This window comes from Leifsonia araucanica (genome assembly GCF_051161895.1).
Taxonomy (GTDB): Bacteria; Actinomycetota; Actinomycetes; order Actinomycetales; family Microbacteriaceae; genus Leifsonia.
This window is the reverse complement of the sequence record NZ_JBMBTW010000002.1, coordinates 1,428,701-1,443,813: the sequence shown is the minus strand read 5'-3', so window position 1 is coordinate 1,443,813 and position 15,113 is coordinate 1,428,701. Positions and strand designations below refer to the sequence as shown.

Annotated in this window: 17 protein-coding genes; 9 read left to right on the top strand and 8 right to left on the bottom strand. The window is 69.3% G+C overall.

Features of this window, described 5'->3' with window-relative positions:
* Positions 1–153 precede the first annotated feature (153 nt).
* Genes ACN6M5_RS06915 through ACN6M5_RS06905 form a run of 3 tightly spaced genes read right to left on the bottom strand, consistent with a single transcriptional unit; the run spans position 154 to position 2,402 of the window.
* Complete coding sequence (locus tag ACN6M5_RS06915; protein ID WP_434949006.1) at positions 154–888, bottom strand: ABC transporter permease; 735 nt, start codon at positions 886–888, stop codon at positions 154–156.
* Positions 885–1,694 carry an ABC transporter ATP-binding protein gene (locus ACN6M5_RS06910; RefSeq protein WP_434949005.1) on the bottom strand — a complete coding sequence of 270 codons (810 nt, stop codon included), beginning with the start codon at positions 1,692–1,694 and terminating at the stop codon, positions 885–887. The genes ACN6M5_RS06915 and ACN6M5_RS06910 overlap by 4 nt, the downstream gene beginning before the upstream one ends.
* 48 nt (positions 1,695–1,742) lie before the next feature.
* A complete protein-coding gene (locus tag ACN6M5_RS06905) occupies positions 1,743–2,402 on the bottom strand; it encodes a TetR/AcrR family transcriptional regulator (protein WP_434949004.1) in 660 nt (219 codons plus the stop codon).
* Positions 2,403–2,555: 153 nt separating this feature from the next.
* Here ACN6M5_RS06905 and ACN6M5_RS06900 point away from each other — a divergent pair, with 153 nt between their 5' ends.
* Together ACN6M5_RS06900 and ACN6M5_RS06895 are read left to right on the top strand one after the other, a co-directional pair.
* Positions 2,556–3,122 carry a LemA family protein gene (locus ACN6M5_RS06900; protein WP_055895541.1) on the top strand — a complete coding sequence of 189 codons (567 nt, stop codon included), beginning with the start codon at positions 2,556–2,558 and terminating at the stop codon, positions 3,120–3,122.
* Positions 3,123–3,131: 9 nt separating this feature from the next.
* Complete coding sequence (locus tag ACN6M5_RS06895; protein WP_434949003.1) at positions 3,132–4,031, top strand: M48 family metalloprotease; 900 nt, start codon at positions 3,132–3,134, stop codon at positions 4,029–4,031.
* A gap of 15 nt (positions 4,032–4,046) precedes the next feature.
* Here ACN6M5_RS06895 and ACN6M5_RS06890 read toward each other — a convergent pair whose 3' ends face one another.
* A complete protein-coding gene (locus ACN6M5_RS06890) occupies positions 4,047–4,469 on the bottom strand; it encodes a hypothetical protein (protein WP_085371242.1) in 423 nt (140 codons plus the stop codon).
* Positions 4,470–4,596: 127 nt separating this feature from the next.
* On the bottom strand, positions 4,597–5,805 hold the full coding sequence (locus ACN6M5_RS06885) for a winged helix-turn-helix domain-containing protein (protein WP_434949002.1): 1,209 nt from the start codon (positions 5,803–5,805) through the stop codon (positions 4,597–4,599).
* Between the two features lie 178 nt (positions 5,806–5,983).
* Between ACN6M5_RS06885 and ACN6M5_RS06880 the strand changes: the two genes are divergently transcribed.
* The 6 genes from ACN6M5_RS06880 to ilvA all read left to right on the top strand — a co-directional run bounded on the left by ACN6M5_RS06880 (position 5,984) and on the right by ilvA (position 12,717).
* Positions 5,984–7,123, top strand: a complete 1,140-nt coding sequence (locus ACN6M5_RS06880) for an ABC transporter substrate-binding protein (RefSeq protein ID WP_434949001.1) — start codon at positions 5,984–5,986, stop codon at positions 7,121–7,123.
* Positions 7,123–8,046, top strand: a complete 924-nt coding sequence (locus ACN6M5_RS06875) for an ABC transporter permease (RefSeq protein ID WP_373270207.1) — start codon at positions 7,123–7,125, stop codon at positions 8,044–8,046. The genes ACN6M5_RS06880 and ACN6M5_RS06875 overlap by 1 nt, the downstream gene beginning before the upstream one ends.
* The gene (locus tag ACN6M5_RS06870; RefSeq protein WP_085371262.1) at positions 8,043–8,864 is read left to right on the top strand and encodes an ABC transporter permease; all 822 of its coding nucleotides are present in this window, start codon (positions 8,043–8,045) and stop codon (positions 8,862–8,864) included. Before ACN6M5_RS06875 ends, ACN6M5_RS06870 begins: the two co-directional genes overlap by 4 nt.
* A 123-nt stretch (positions 8,865–8,987) precedes the next feature.
* Positions 8,988–10,013, top strand: coding sequence for an ABC transporter ATP-binding protein (locus ACN6M5_RS06865; RefSeq protein ID WP_434952339.1), 1,026 nt, complete (start codon positions 8,988–8,990; stop codon positions 10,011–10,013).
* 127 nt (positions 10,014–10,140) lie between these two features.
* Positions 10,141–11,397 carry an AI-2E family transporter gene (locus ACN6M5_RS06860; RefSeq protein WP_434949000.1) on the top strand — a complete coding sequence of 419 codons (1,257 nt, stop codon included), beginning with the start codon at positions 10,141–10,143 and terminating at the stop codon, positions 11,395–11,397.
* Positions 11,398–11,457: 60 nt separating this feature from the next.
* The gene (ilvA, locus tag ACN6M5_RS06855; protein WP_434948999.1) at positions 11,458–12,717 is read left to right on the top strand and encodes a threonine ammonia-lyase; all 1,260 of its coding nucleotides are present in this window, start codon (positions 11,458–11,460) and stop codon (positions 12,715–12,717) included.
* Positions 12,718–12,789: 72 nt separating this feature from the next.
* Here ilvA and greA read toward each other — a convergent pair whose 3' ends face one another.
* Complete coding sequence (gene greA, locus ACN6M5_RS06850; protein WP_085371144.1) at positions 12,790–13,278, bottom strand: transcription elongation factor GreA; 489 nt, start codon at positions 13,276–13,278, stop codon at positions 12,790–12,792.
* 110 nt (positions 13,279–13,388) lie between these two features.
* Positions 13,389–13,784, bottom strand: a complete 396-nt coding sequence (locus tag ACN6M5_RS06845; protein ID WP_247597106.1) for a DUF4307 domain-containing protein — start codon at positions 13,782–13,784, stop codon at positions 13,389–13,391.
* Between the two features lie 188 nt (positions 13,785–13,972).
* On the opposite strand from ACN6M5_RS06845, the gene ACN6M5_RS06840 reads away from it, so the two are divergent.
* Entirely contained in the window at positions 13,973–14,254 is a 282-nt protein-coding gene (locus tag ACN6M5_RS06840) for a hypothetical protein (RefSeq protein ID WP_168689758.1), read from the top strand.
* Positions 14,255–14,278: 24 nt separating this feature from the next.
* On the opposite strand, the gene trhA is transcribed toward ACN6M5_RS06840, so the two are convergent.
* On the bottom strand, positions 14,279–15,085 hold the full coding sequence (trhA, locus tag ACN6M5_RS06835; protein WP_434948998.1) for a PAQR family membrane homeostasis protein TrhA: 807 nt from the start codon (positions 15,083–15,085) through the stop codon (positions 14,279–14,281).
* Between the last annotated feature and the right edge of the window lie 28 nt (positions 15,086–15,113).

The window sequence follows — 15,113 nt, the reverse complement described above, 5'->3', positions numbered from 1 at the left end:
TGGGGTCGTCCCTAGCCGAGCTCTGACGGCATCCGTCCGACCACGGATGCCGTCGGCGAAACGATCGCGGCGTCGACCGCCTCCGGTGTCGGGCACTCGGAGGCGTCGGCGCCGCGTCGTCGTTCCCGCCGAGGTCCTGTCGATCGCCTCTGCTCAGGCGGTGCGGCGCTGGAGGGTGAGGGAGCCGAAGACGATCGCGGCCAGTGCGAACGCGCCGATGATGAGCAGCTGACCGCCCACGTACGCGGCGTCGTGCGTGTCGTTCGCCACCGCGTTCAGCGCGTCGATGGCGTGCGAGAGCGGGAGCCAGTCGCTGATGATGTGCAGCACATCCGGCAGCTGGTCGCGCGGGATGAAGATGCCGCCGAGCAGGATCTGCGGGAACACCAGCGCCGGCATGAACTGCACCACCTGGAACTCCGTGCGGGCGAACGCGCTCACGAACAGGCCGAGCGTCGTACCGAGGATCGCGTCGGCGAGCGCCACCGCGACCAGCAGCCACACGCTGCCCTTGATGTCGAGCCCGCACACCCACACCGCGTACGCGACGGCGACCAGCGTCTGCACCACGGCCAGCAGCCCGAACGCGAGCGTGTATCCCAGGATGAAGTCCGCCTTGCCGAGCGGCATCGACAGCAGGCGTTCCAGGGTGCCGGTGCGCCGCTCGCGCAGCGTGGTGATGCTCGTCACCAGGAACATCACGATGAACGGGAACAGCGCGAGCATCGCCGGGCCGATGGTCGAGAACACGCCGGTGTCCGTGAAGATCCACGCGACCAGTCCGATCAGCAGGCTCGGCACCACCACGAGCAGGGCGATGGTGCGCGGGTCGTGCCGGATCTGCGTCAGCACGCGGCCGGCGGTGGCGATGGTGCGGGTGCCGTTCATCGCTCGCCCCCGTCGGCGTCTGTCCCGGTGCCCGCTGCATCCGGTGCATCTGGTGCGTCCGCCGCATCCGGCGCATCCGGGAGGGCGTGCTTGGGATGGCGGCGCCGGATCAGCGCCAGGAACGCGCCCTCGGCATCCTCTGCCCCCGTCGACGCCAGCAGGGAGGCGGGCGTCTCGTCGGCGAGGATCGCCCCGTCGCGCATCAGCAGCAGCCGGTCGCAGCGGCTGGCCTCGTCCATCACGTGGCTCGAGATGAGCAGGCTGGTGCCCGCGTCGGCGAGCCGGTGGAACAGCTCCCACAGTTCCACGCGGAGGAGGGGGTCGAGGCCCACCGTCGGCTCGTCGAGCACGAGCAGATCCGGGGCGCCGAGCAGTGCGGCGGCGAGTGAGACCCTGCTGCGCTGGCCGCCGGAGAGTGTGGAGACCAGCTGCCCGGCGTTGGCGCCGAGGTCGGTCGCCTCGATGGCGCGGTCCACGTCGGCCTTCGCCGCACCGAGGATGCGCCGGAAGTACGCGAGGTTCTGCTGCACCGTCAAGTCGTCGTAGACGCTCGCTGCCTGCGTCACGTAGCCGACGCGGTGGCGGAGCCCGGGCGATCCGGCCGGCTCGCCCAGCACCTCGACGGTGCCGCCCGCCACCCGCTGCACGCCGACGATGGAGCGCATCAGGGTGGTCTTGCCGCAGCCACTCGGCCCGAGCAGCCCGACCACCTCGCCGCGTGGGATGCGCAGGGTCAGCCCGTCCAAGATCGTCGCCCTGCCGCGGCGCACCGTGAGGCCGTCGACGGAGACTGCGCTGGCCGCCATATTCATCATGTGATGAATTATTCGCTCCGAGCCGCGGCGCGTCAAGGACTACGGCAGCTGCTGCGTCCCAGCGCTCCCCGGACGCACCGTGCCGCCCTGCACATCCCCGAACAGATGCCACTGGATCACCGGCCCGATGCGCCGCGCGAGCTCGTCGGCGTCGGCGTGCGCCACCGGCTCCAGCTTGAGCACGAACCGGGTGAGCATCAGACCCACCAGCTGGGAGGCGGCCAGATTGGCCCGCAGATCGGCGTCGTCTCCTCCGGCCAGGGCGGCGAGCCGCACGAACACCTCCCTGGTCAGGAACTCCTTGAGCATCCTGCTGCCCGGCCCGCTGCCGAGGGCCGTGCGCAGGATCGCCACGATGCGCGCCTGCGACCGGGCGTCGTCGAGCTGCCGCACCAGCAGTCGCACGATCGAGGCGCCGACCTCCTCGCGCGGACCGGCGAGGATCACGCCCAGGATGCGGTCGGGCCGCAGCGGCGCATCCAGCGACGCGGTGAACAGGTCGGCCTTGTCGTCGAAGTAGTGGTGGACGAGCGCCGAGTCCACTCCGGCCCTCCGTGCGATGGCCCGCAGCGACGCCGCGTCGTAGCCGCGCTCGGCGAACTCCTCCGTCGCCGCCTTCAGGATGGCGGACTTGGCGGAGGCGCCGTCCCGCTGCTTGCGCGGACGGCCCCGACCGCGACGTTCGGCGACCTCACTCACCTGCCCATTGTGCGCCCGGCGGAGCGGCGCCTGCCGAACCGCACCATGCTTGCTTTGAGAGTGGTGGGAACGCGGTGAGAGCGTCGCGGGCCGCCGTTAGGATGGAATCTGCGCCCAGTCGTCACGCGCCAGGACACCAAGGAGTACCCGAAAATGGAATGGCTCATCCCGGTCATCATCGTCGTCGTGATCGTCGCGATCATCGGGATCTACCTGTGGGCCACGTACAACTCGCTGGTGACTCTCAAGGTCCGCGTCGACGAGGCGTGGAGCGACATCACGGTGCAGCTCAAGCGTCGTGCCGACCTCATCCCCAACCTCATCGAGACGGTCAAGGGCTACGCGGCGCACGAGAAGGGCGTCTTCGAGTCCGTCACGCAGGCCCGCGCAGAGACGCTGTCCGCGCAGGGGCCGGCCGAGGCCTCCGTGGCCGAGGGTCACATGCAGAGCGCGCTGAAGAGCATCTTCGCGGTGGCCGAGGCATACCCGCAGCTGCAGGCGAGCCAGAACTTCCTGCGTCTGCAGGCCGATCTGGTCGACACCGAAGACAAGATCCAGGCGTCGCGCCGGTTCTACAACGGCGGAGTCCGCGAACTCAACACCAAGATCAAGGTGTTCCCGAACAACATCTTCGCCAAGCGTATGGGCTTCACGGAGCGCGACTTCTTCGAGGTCAGCGACCTCGCTGCGATCGCGGAGCCCCCGCGCGTCCAGTTCTAGCGGGCGGCGATGTATAGGGCGATAGCCAGGAACAAGCGCAATACGGTCTTCACGATCCTGCTGTTCCTGATCATCATCGGCGGTCTCGGCTGGCTCGCGAGCTTCATCTACCAGAGCTACACGATCCTGTGGGTCGTCGTCATCGGCGCCGTGCTCTACGCGGTGGTGCAGTACTTCCTGGCGAGCAGTCAGGCGCTGAGCATGTCGGGCGCCATCCCGATCACCAAGGCCGACAACCCGCGCCTGTGGAACATCGTCGAGAACCTGTCGATCACCACGGGCACGCCGATGCCGGCGGTCTACATCGTCAACGACCCGGCGCCCAACGCGTTCGCCACCGGGCGTGACCCCGAGCACGCGTCGGTGGCGGCCACCACGGGGCTGCTCGACATCATGACCGACGCCGAACTCGAAGGCGTCATGGCGCACGAGCTGGGGCACGTCCGCAACTACGACATCCGGCTGTCGATGATCGTGTTCGGCCTCACGGTCGCCATCGGCTTCATCGCCGACATCTTCCTGCGCATGGCGTTCTTCGGCGGCATGGGCAACCGCAACAACAACAACGGCGGCGGAGGAGGCGGCAACCCGGTCATCCTGGTCTTCGGCCTCATCGCCGCGATCATCGCCCCGCTGGTCGCCACCCTGGTGCAGCTGGCGGTCTCCCGTCAGCGCGAATACCTCGCAGACGCCACGGGCGCGATGACCACCCGGCACCCGGATGCGCTGGCCAGCGCGCTGCTCAAGCTCGAGGCGTACGGCCGCCCGATGCAGAAGCAGAACTCGTCGATGGCGCACCTCTGGATCGCCAACCCGCTGAAGCCCAGCCTGATGAGCCGCCTGTTCAGCACCCACCCGCCCATCCCCGAGCGCGTCGACCGCCTCGAGAAAATGGGCTCCACCTTCTAGTCGCTGCGCGCGGCGTCAGTCGAGCTCGGCGGTGCCCGCGTAGCGGTACGGGATGCGCGTGGACGACAGGCGCGGCGCATCCACCGGGTGCCAGAGGGTGCCGACGTTCTGGCCGTCGACGGTGGAGACGTCGCGGATCGGGTCGGCGGGCTGACCGTCGATGTAGCTCTGCACGACCTCCGCGTAGACGGTGTCGTCCGGGTTCAGGAGCACGGCGACGTAGTGGTCGGAGGCCCGCACCTCGGAGGCGGGCACCCAGGTGCTCCCGTCGAACTGCACCATCGTGCTGCCGTCCTGAGCACCGCCCGGTCTGACTCCGGTGACGAACCCGTCCACCCAGCGGTCGCCGTCGCGATACGCGTAGAGCTCGCGCATCGGCGATTCGAAGTCGGCCTCATCGGCCCCGGCAGCATCCAGATACTCCAGCGGTGAACTCATGCCCGCACCCTACGCCTGCCCGCCGCCCGTCCCCAAGCAATCGAGTCCGGACTTGTGCACGCTCGCGTCGGCGTGTCGCGTGCATAAGTCCGGACTCGATTGCGTGGGATCGGGACCGGGCGGCCGGTCAGAGGGCGGCGGCGAGGAGCGGGGCGAGGTCGCCGCGGTGCGGGACCGTGACGGCGACGTCGTCGAGGCCCTGCCAGGCGGCGGTCGTGCGCAGCAGCGGCACCAGGCGCTCGACCGTCTCGGCGGGAGCGCCCGGCTCCGACCACGCCGACTGCACACGCAGGATGCGCGCCTGCCGGTCGCTCTTCAGGTCGATGCGGCCCACCACGCGGTCGTCGAGCAGGATCGGCAGCGTGTAGTAGCCGAAGATCCGCTTCTCCGCCGGGGTGTAGATCTCGATGCGGTAGTGGAAGTCGAACATGCGCAGCGCCCGGTCGCGATACCAGACCACGGGGTCGAACGGCGAGAGCAGGGCGGTCGCCGACACGCTGCGGGGGAGCCGCGCATCCCGGTGCAGCCAGGTCTTCTCCGGCCGTCCGTTGCGCTCCCAGCCGCCGACCGTCACCGGGATCAGCTCCCCGGCGTCCTCCAGCTCCTGGATGGCGGCCATCGCCGGTGCACGCTTGATGCGGTAGTAGTCGCCCAGGTCGCCCGCTGTTCCGATGCCGTGCGCGACCGCGGAGCGCCGGATGAGCTCGCGCACCGCATCCGGAGTCGTCACCGTGGTGTCGAGCACCGACGAGGGCAGTACGTCCTCCGCGAGCGCGTACCTCCGCTGGAACCGGGTGCGCCCGGCCACGGCCACCTCGCCGAACAGGAAGAGGAACTCGAGCGCCCGCTTCACGTCGGACCAGCCCCACCACGGGCCGGCCCGCTTGTTGGCGTCGTGCTCGATCTCCCCGGCGACGAGCGGCCCGCGCGACGCGAGCTCGGTGCGCAGCCAGTCGACCGTGGAGGCGTTCCGCTGGTACCAGCTGTCCGGGTCTGTGCCGTAGCGCTCGCGGTACGCGGCCATCCGCCACCGGAACAGCGGCCAGTCCTCGCGCCGGATGAACCCGGCCTCGTGCGGCCAGTATTCGGTGTGCGGCGATTTCGCCGCGAACGTCAGCTTGTCGAGCAGCGCCTTGTCGTATGCGCCGACCCGCGCGAACACCGGCAGGTAGTGGCTGCGCTCGAACACGTTGACCGAGTCGATCTGCAACAGGTTGATGCGGTCGATCACCCCGTTGAGCTGCCGTGTTCCGACGGTCGATGGATGCGGGCGGCCGAACCCCTGCGCGGCCAGGGCGATGCGCCGTGCGAGCGCGGGGGAGACCTTTTCAACCACACCGTCGACCATAGCGGGAACCGCGGACAGTCCTTCCCCGGCCGTTCACTTTCCGTCCATCGACGGCACCCCGACCGGTCGAACGACCGCCATACGTTGGCACCGGCCCGGATGGGAATCCGTGTGTCCCGCGACCGAACGCGGGACGACCACCCTGGCACCCCACACTGGAGGAACTGTGACCATCAAGCGCGCACGCGTCGCCGGCCTTGCCGCCGCGGCCACCGTCGTCGCACTCTCGCTCGCCGCCTGCACCGGCGGGGCGAACGCAGCAGACCCGACATCGTCGAAGGACTTCGCGACCGCTGCCGACGCGAAGGCTGCCGGCGGCATGGATGCGCTCGTCGCCGCCGCGAAGAAGGAGGGCACCCTCAACATCATCGCGACGCCGGGCGACTGGGCGAACTACCAGGAGATCTTCGACGGCTTCACCAAGAAGTACGGCATCACGATCAACCCCAGCCAGGACAGCGCATCCAGCCAGGAGGAGATCGACGCGGCCAAGAAGCTCAAGGGCCAGGACACCGCTCCCGACACCTTCGACATCGGCTCGTCCGTCGCCCTCGCCAACACCGAGTACTTCGCGCCGTACAAGCCCACCGGCTGGGACGACATCCCGGCCAACGAGAAGGAGTCCACCGGGCTCTGGAAGGTCGGGTACTACGGCGTGATGGCCGTCGGCTACGACGCCAACAAGATCAAGAAGGCCCCGAAGAGCCTCGACGACCTGCTCGGCTCCGAGTACAAGGGCGCCGTCGCACTGAACGGCAACCCCACGCAGGCGGCAGCAGCAGCCGGCGCCGTCGCGTTCGCCGACCTGCAGGCGGGCGGCACCCTCGACGACCTCAAGCCGGGCGTCGACTGGTTCGCCAAGCTGAAGAAGGCGGGCAACTGGAACGCCGCGGACGGCAAGCCGAACACCATCGCCTCCGGCGAGACCCCCGTGCTGCTCGACTGGTCGTTCAACCAGAAGGGCTACACCACCTCCGACACCATCAAGGGCGGTGGCGTGAACTGGAAGTACACCGTGCTTCCCGGCACCGCGTACGTCGGCTACTACAACCAGGCCATCAACAAGGACGCCCCGCACCCCGCGGCCGCGCGCCTCTGGGAGGAGTACCTCTACAGCGACGCCGCCCAGAACGCGTGGCTGAAGGGCGGGGCGTACCCGGCCCGCGTGGATGCGATGGAGAAGGCCGGCACGCTGAACAAGGCCGACTTCCCCGGCAAGCTCGACAAGACCGCCGTCATGACGGACAAGCAGGCCACCGACGCCGGAACCCTGCTCAACGCCACCTGGGCGAACGCGGTCGGCTAATGACCGAAACGGTCGGCGCTGCTGCGCCGCCGCTGGAGCGCGACGGCGCCGGGGAGACCCGGCGCCTGTCGCTGCCCAGGGGCCTTCCCGCGATCCTCGGCCTCACGCCGTTCGCGTTCTATGTCGTCGTCTTCCTCGCCGTCCCGACGGTGATCGCGGTCGGCAGCGGGTTCGTGGATGCGGACGGCCGCTTCACCTGGGCGAACATCACCGGCCTCGCCGAGCCCGCGATCTTCGGCTCGTTCGTCGGCGCCTTCTTCCTCTCCGCGGTCACCGCGGTGGTGGGCGCCGTCGCCGGAGCGGCCCTCTGCTTCGCCATGCTGCGCTCGCGCCCGGGCGGTGCCACCCGCTCGCTGGTCGACTCGGCCAGCAGCGTGCTCGCCCAGTTCGGCGGCGTGATGCTCGCGTTCGCGTTCATCGCGACCATCGGCGCCCAGGGCCTCGTGACCGTGCTGCTGCGCAACCAGTTCCACATCAACATCTACGAGAACGGCGTCTGGCTCTACACGGTGCCCGGCCTCATCCTGCCGTACCTCTACTTCCAGATCCCGCTCATGGTCATCACGTTCATGCCGGCGCTCGAAGGTCTGAAGCCGCAGTGGCTGGAGGCGAACGCGACCCTCGGGGGAAGCCGCGCCACCTACTGGTTCCGGGTGGGCATCCCGGTTCTGCTCCCGTCGTTTCTCGGCAGCCTGCTGCTGCTGTTCGCGAACGCGTTCTCGTCGTACGCCACCGCGGCGGCGCTCGTGGGGCAGGCGAACAACATCGTCTCGCTGCAGATCCGCCAGGCCCTCATCTCCGAGACCGTCCTCGGCCGCGCCAACCTCGCCGGTGCGATGTCGCTCGGGATGCTCGTGGTGATGATCGTCGTCATGCTCGGATACTCCGCGCTCGCCTCCCGCACCGCACGGTGGCAGCGATGAGCCGCCGCACGGCCCCGGCGCTCCGCTTCGGTCCCGGCCCGGTCACGCGCACGGTCATCTGGGTGATCTTCGGCCTGTTCTTCCTCATCCCGCTGTTCTCGATGGTGGAGTTCACCCTCCGCACGGCGAAGCCCGGCGTATACAACATCGACAGGTGGGTGCTCGTCTTCAGCGGGGAGACCACCCGCTACGACCGGATCTACCAGGGTCTCGGCAACTCGCTGGTCCTCGCCGTCGTCACGGTGGCGATCGTGCTGCTCGTGCTGCTGCCGACGATGATCCTGGTGGAGCTGCGCATCCCGAAGCTGCGGCGCGCACTGGAACTGGTGTGCCTGCTGCCCATCGTGATCCCCGCGATCGTGCTGGTGGTGGGCCTCGCGCCGACGTACGCCGCCGTCACCCAGCTCTTCGGCTCCGGCACCTGGACCCTCGCCTTCGCGTACGGCATCCTGGTGCTCCCGTATGCGTACCGCGCCATCCAGAGCAACATCGCGGCGATCGACGTGGTCACCCTCAGCGAGGCGGGCCGTTCGCTCGGCGCGGGCTGGCTGAGCGTGCTGCTGCGCATCCTGGTGCCGAACTTGCGCCGCGGCATCCTCGCCGCGAGCGTGCTCTCAGTGGCGGTCGTGCTCGGCGAGTTCACCATCGCGTCGCTTCTCAGCAGGGTGAACCTGCAGACGGCGCTGCTGCTGGTGTCGCAGTCCGACCCGTTCGTCGCGGTCATCTTCGCGCTGCTCGCGCTGGTGTTCGCGTTCCTCCTCCTCTTCGTCGTCGACCGTCTCGTGACGGCCGGGCGACGACGCCCAGCGAAAGGCTGACCCGTGTCCGCACCCGAAACGTCCGTCCTCCCCGCCGCCGCGGGAGCCGCATCCGGTGTCGCCGCATCCGGTGTCGCCGCGTCCGGTGTCGCCGCGTCCGGCGACCTCGGCAGCACCGTCGAGCTGCGCTCCGTCGTGCGCGACTTCGGCGGAGGGGCCGGCCTCGCCGGTCTCAGCCTCAACGCCAGGCCCGGCGAGCTGATCGCCCTGCTCGGTCCGAGCGGCTGCGGGAAGACCACGGCCCTCCGCGCCCTCGCCGGGCTCGAACGCGTCGACTCTGGCAGCATCCTGATCGACGGCGACGACGTCACCGACCAGCCGACCAACCGCCGCGACCTCGGCATGGTCTTCCAGTCGTACTCGCTCTTCCCGCACCTCACCTCCGGCCAGAACGTCGAGTTCGGGCTCCGGATGCGCAAGGTCTCCTCCGCCGACCGCCGCCGCCGCGCCGCGGAAGCCCTCGACCTCGTCGGCCTCGACCACCACGCCGACCGCTACGCGCACCAGCTCTCCGGCGGCCAGCAGCAGCGCGTCGCCCTCGCCAGGGCGCTCGTGACCCGCCCCCGCGTGCTCCTCCTCGACGAGCCGCTGTCCGCCCTGGATGCGAAGGTCAGGGTGCAGCTGCGCGACGAGATCCGGCGCATCCAGACCGAGCTCGGCATCACCACGTTCTTCGTGACGCACGATCAGGAGGAGGCGCTCGCCGTCGCCGACAGGGTGGCCGTGATGCGCGCGGGCGACATCGAGCAGATCGGCGAGCCGGAAGAGCTCTACCGCCGCCCGGCCTCCGCCTTCGTCGCGGAGTTCGTCGGCCTCACCAACCGCGTGCGCGGCACCGTCACCGGCGGCGAGCTGACCGTGTTCGGGATGCGCCTCCCGCTCGTCACCCCGTCGCCCGACGGCCCGGTGACCGTCTACCTCCGCCCGGAGGACGTGCTCTTCTCCGGACCGTCCGCCGCCGCGGCGGGCCCCGTGCTCCCCGGCGTCGTGCTCACCACCAGCTTCCTCGGCGCCCTCCGCCGCACCAGGGTGCGCCTCGACGACGGCACCGAGCTGGCCGTGCAGCACGAGACGCGCCACGCCCCCGCGCCGGGAGAGCGCATCCACGTGTCGCTGGCGGGCACGCCGGTGACGGTGGGGGAGGCGTAGGGGGGAACGTGGTGAGGGCGGCGGGTGACCGTGACTGATCCCTCCACAGCTGGGCGCATCCTGTGGGTTGCCCACACCCCGCGTCAACCCGGTGGACCGGCGCCGGTGCGCGCCTAGACTGACCGGCATGTCAGAGAACGACGCGACGCCGAAGCAGCTCACCGTCACGCCGCGCGAGAACCGCGCGCCCGCCAGAGGCTGGTTCCTCAAGGGCCGCCGCCCGGAGCAGGACGGCGAGGTGCAGCAGCACGGGTCCGTCGAGGAGTCGCTGCCGCACGGGATGCTCGTGGCCGGCGCCTGGTCGTGGCGGCTGCTCGTCATCGGCGCCGTCATCGCCGTTGCGATCTTCCTCGTGGTGCAGCTGCGCCTCATCATCATCCCGCTGCTGATCGCCGTGCTGATCTCGGCGCTGCTGGTGCCGTTCGTCGACTTCTTGCACCGGCACAGGTGGCCGCGGTGGGCCGCGATCGTGGCGGCGATGGTCTCAGTGATCGTGGTGGTCGGAGGACTGCTCTACCTCGCGGTCTGGCAGGTCACGCGGCAGAGCCACGAGCTCCAGACGCAGTCCGTGGCGGCGTACGACCAGTTCCGCGTGTGGCTGACGTCCGGGCCGCTCGGCCTGAGCGAGAGCCAGATCAGCAGCGCCCTCGACTCGCTCGCGAGGTCGATCCAGCAGGACAGCCAGATCTTCATCACCGGCGCGCTGTCGATCGGCTCGACCCTCGGCCACGTCCTCGCCGGGCTGCTGCTCGTGCTGTTCAGCACACTGTTCATCCTCATCGACGGCCGCTCCATCTGGAACTGGATCGTGCGCATCTTCCCGAAGCGCGCCCGGCGGGCTGTCGACGGCGCGGGCCAGGCCGGCTGGGTGACCCTGCGCAACTTCGTGAAGGTGCAGATCCTGGTCGCGTCGATCGACGCCCTCGGCATCGGTCTCGGGGCCTTCTTCCTCGGGCTGCCGCTGGTGATCCCGATCGCGGTGCTCGTCTTCCTCGGCTCGTTCATCCCGGTCGTCGGCGCCGTCGTGACCGGTGCGCTGGCGATCTTCATCGCGTTGATCTTCAAGGGCTGGGTGTTCGCGCTCATCATGCTCGCCGTGGTGCTGCTGGTGCAGCAGATCGAGGGGCATGTGCTGCAACCACTCATCATGGGAACGGCGGTCAAGGTGCATCCACTGGCCGTCGTGCTCGCCGTCGCGGCCGGATCGCTGCTCGCGGGAATCCCCGGTGCGCTGTTCGCGGTGCCGGTCGCCGCCGTGCTCAACGTGATGGTGCATTACGTGTCGAGCGGGGCGTGGCGCGAGGGTGCCCACCGGGAGTACTCCGCACCCGATACGGTGCTGTGGCAGACCGTTCCGAGGCCGCCCCGGCGCGCGAGGACCTGACGGTGCCGGCCGACGGGTCACATTCGGTTCGTGGAATACGTCCGCGAGTAGGCTGTCTCCGTGGCCACGCTGACTGATTCGACGCGCACTCCTTTCGCTGGGCCGAGCCTCGACGAGATCGAGGCCGCGCGCATCGTCGTGTCGAAGGTCGCGGAGCCGACGCCCGTCGAGACCTCGCGGTTCCTCGCCGACGTGCTCGGCGCTCCCGTCTTCCTCAAGTGCGAGAACCTGCAGCGCACCGGGTCGTACAAGATCCGCGGCGCGTACAACCGGATGGCCAAGCTCAGCGCGGAGGAGCGCGAGCGCGGCGTCGTCGCCGCGTCGGCGGGCAACCACGCCCAGGGGGTCGCGTTCGCGGCCAGGGAGCTGGGCATCCACGCCACGATCTTCATGCCGGTCGGTGTCGCCATCCCCAAGTTCCAGGCCACCCGCGACTACGGCGCCGACGTCGTCCTGAGCGGCAGCATCGTCGACGAGACGCTGCGCGCCGCCGCCGACTTCGCCGCGGAGACCGGAGCCGTCCTCATCCCGCCCTTCGACCATCCGGATGTGGTGGCCGGGCAGGGAACGCTCGGCCTCGAGATCCTCGACGACGTGCCGGATGCGGCCACGATCGTCGTCCCCATCGGTGGCGGCGGACTCATCTCCGGGGTGGCCAGTGCCGTCAAGCAGCGCGCTGCCGCCGAGGGCAGGGAGATCCGCGTCATCGGCGTGCAGGCGGCCAACGCCGCCGCGTACCCGCCGTCCCTGGATGCGGGGGAGCCCACCGAGATCGCGCTCGTCGCCACCATCGCCGACGGCATCGCCGTGAGCAAGCCGGGCGCCCTCAACTTCCAGATCATCCGCGACGTGGTCGACGAGGTCGTCACCGTCTCGGAGGACGACATCGCACGCGCCCTCCTGGTGCTCCTGGAGCGGGCGAAGCTCGTCGTCGAACCGGCCGGCGCGGCCGCCGTCGCGGCGATCCTGGCCGGCAAGGTCCCCGCCATCGGCCCGACGGTCGCAATCCTCTCCGGCGGCAACATCGACCCGCTGCTCATGCAGCGCATCATCAGCCACGGTCTCGCGGCCTCCGACCGCTACCTCAAGCTCACCATCATGCTGCCCGACCGGCCCGGTCAGCTCGCGCGCATCTCCGAGATCCTCGCCGGCGTCAACACCAACGTGGTGGAGGTGCTGCACACCCGGCACGGGCGCGGCCTGCAGCTCAGCCAGGTGGAGCTCGACGTCAGCGTCGAGACCAGGGGCACCGACCACCGCCAGCACGTCATCGAAGCGCTCCGCGCCGCGGGCTACGACCCCGTGCTCGACTACGAGTAGGCCGCTCGGCCCCTTGCACGAAAAAGCGCGGTGCGGGATGCCCGCACCGCGCTTCTCACGCGAACCGTCCGCTCAGCCGCGGTAGGTCTCCACGTTCTGGATCGTGACGGCGATCTGCTTGCCGTTCGGCGCGGTGTACGACGTGGAGTCGCCCACCTTGAGGCCGAGGATCGCCTCGCCGAGCGGGCTGCCCTCGGAGTAGACCTGCAGGTCCGTTCCCGCCGCGATCTCGCGGTTGCCGATGAGGAAGGTGCTCTCGTCGCCCGCGATGGTCGCCGTGATCACCGTTCCGGGCTCCACGACACCGTGGCTCTCCGGGGCTTCGCTGACGGTGGCATTGCGCAGCAGGTTGGTGAGCTGCACGATGCGGGCCTCGATCTTGCCCTGCTCGTCTTTCGCGGCGTGGTATCCGCCGTTCTCTTTGAGGTCGCCCTCCTCGCGGGCCGCCTCGATGCGCTTCGCGATCTCGTTTCGGCCGTTGACGCTGAGCTCCTCGAGTTCGGCCGACAGACGGTCGTACGCATCCTGGGTCAGAAAACTGACCTGAGACTCCTGAGACATGATGAACTCCTTTGCGCCGCCGGTCGTGACCGGCTGGGCAGATCGGCCGGTCCGGGGACCGGCTGGATAAAGTCGACGCCCCGACATCGGTCGGGGCGTATCGAAGAATCCTAGGTCAGCCAGCAGCTGGAAATCAAACCTGTATTGCTCTGTTCCGTGGTCTTGATCGTCTCCGTGTACTCCGTGAGGCGCTTGTCGGAGGCCGGATAGCTGATGATCCGCCAGCCGACGATGGCGAACGACTCGTTCAGCGCCTGCACGGCGCAGGTCACAGGGGTGCCGGGCGGCGTGTTCACGGTGAACGTGATCCGCACGTGGTGCGCATCCGTGATCGTGTACGCGGTGTCCGTCGCCTCGAGGTCGGCCTGGTCGTTGTCCCAGCCCGCCCAGAACGTCCACGCCGCGAAGATCGCGACGAACGCGACAGCCACTCCGATGATCCACCAGCGGTCCCGGCGCTTGCGACCGGGCGTTCGACCGTAGCGGCGATCGAGGGTCTCGGTCACCGCCATCCTTCTCCCTGCACTGAACGTTCTCCCGTGGAAACTGCACCGTCCGGGCGACGGTAGGCTTGAACCCAGACTAGGAGATGAAGCTGTGAAACCCTGCGCTTCGTCCTCGGCTCGAAAGTGGAGACCCGGATGCCCGTAACCGACCTGCGCGCAGGAATCGTCGTCGACCGTGAGGGAGAGCGATGATCCAGGATGCGCTGCTGCGCGCGGCCGTGTGGGTCACCGCCGCCACGCCCTCCCCGACGCCGTCCGGCGCTCCGAACGCCGACCAGGTGACCCCTGGTGTGGTCGGCTTCGTGGTGACGTTCCTGGTCGCCGTCGCCGCCGTGCTGCTCGCGCTCGACATGACGCGGCGCATCCGGCGGGTGCGCTACCGCGCAGAGATCGCGGAGAAGCTGGACGCCGAGCAGGCGGAGCAGAACGGCCAGGCCGGTCAGGCCGGTCAGGACGACAGCGAGCGCTAGCGCGCCGGATCAGCTCCCGTTAGTTCAGCCCCCGTTGTAGACCGGGTGCAGGGCGATCAGCAGCACCGCCGTCCAGTGGCAGAGGAACGCCAGCACGGTGAGCGTGTGGAAGATCTCGTGGAAGCCGAAGACCCCGGGGAACGGGTTCGGCTTCTTGATGCCGTAGATGACCGCGCCGACCGTGTAGAGCAGGCCGCCGACGAGCACGAGCACCATCATCGCCGCGTTCGCGTCGAGCAGGTCGACCACGTACATCAGCGCGCCCCAGCCGAGGGCGACGTAGAGCGGGACGTACAGCCAGCGCGGGGCGTTGATCCAGAACACGCGGAACGCGATGCCGATCAGCGCGCCGGCCCAGACCAGCGTGAGCAGCAGGAAGCCTTTGCTCGGCGGCAGAGCGAGCACGGCGAGCGGCGTGTACGTTCCGGCGATCAGCAGGAAGATGTTGGCGTGGTCGATCCGCTTGAGGATGATCTTGACGCGCGGCCGCCAGTTGAAGCGGTGGTACAGCGCCGAGTTGCCGAACAGCAGCAGCGAGGTGAGCACGAACACCGCGGACGACCACTTGGCCGGTGCGCCCTCGGCGAGGGTGATGAGCACGATGCCGGCCGCGATGGTGACCGGGAAGGTGGCCGCATGGATCCAGCCGCGCCAGGTGGGCTTGATCTCCGTGGGGTCGGCGATCGACGCATCCAGCAGCGGGATGTTCGGAAGGTCGGGTCCCCGGTTCTCGTCGGCTTTCACGGCCGCGTCCGCCGGGCCGAGAGAGTCGGCCGGTTCGGCGAGCACGTCGGCCACGTCTTCCTGCTTCTGGCTCTTTCGGGGTGTCATGGAGCAAGCGTACGGGAGCAGCGTGACC

Coding starts and splice junctions, on each gene's coding strand:
- ACN6M5_RS06860 (WP_434949000.1), top strand. CDS start 10,141: ATGTCAGAGAACGACGCGACGCCGAAGCAGCTCACCGTCACGCCGCGC.
- ACN6M5_RS06870 (WP_085371262.1), top strand. CDS start 8,043: ATGAGCCGCCGCACGGCCCCGGCGCTCCGCTTCGGTCCCGGCCCGGTC.
- greA (WP_085371144.1), bottom strand. CDS start 13,278: ATGTCTCAGGAGTCTCAGGTCAGTTTTCTGACCCAGGATGCGTACGAC.
- ACN6M5_RS06915 (WP_434949006.1), bottom strand. CDS start 888: ATGAACGGCACCCGCACCATCGCCACCGCCGGCCGCGTGCTGACGCAG.
- ACN6M5_RS06900 (WP_055895541.1), top strand. CDS start 2,556: ATGGAATGGCTCATCCCGGTCATCATCGTCGTCGTGATCGTCGCGATC.
- ACN6M5_RS06890 (WP_085371242.1), bottom strand. CDS start 4,469: ATGAGTTCACCGCTGGAGTATCTGGATGCTGCCGGGGCCGATGAGGCC.
- ACN6M5_RS06875 (WP_373270207.1), top strand. CDS start 7,123: ATGACCGAAACGGTCGGCGCTGCTGCGCCGCCGCTGGAGCGCGACGGC.
- ACN6M5_RS06895 (WP_434949003.1), top strand. CDS start 3,132: ATGTATAGGGCGATAGCCAGGAACAAGCGCAATACGGTCTTCACGATC.
- ACN6M5_RS06910 (WP_434949005.1), bottom strand. CDS start 1,694: ATGGCGGCCAGCGCAGTCTCCGTCGACGGCCTCACGGTGCGCCGCGGC.
- ACN6M5_RS06840 (WP_168689758.1), top strand. CDS start 13,973: ATGATCCAGGATGCGCTGCTGCGCGCGGCCGTGTGGGTCACCGCCGCC.
- trhA (WP_434948998.1), bottom strand. CDS start 15,085: ATGACACCCCGAAAGAGCCAGAAGCAGGAAGACGTGGCCGACGTGCTC.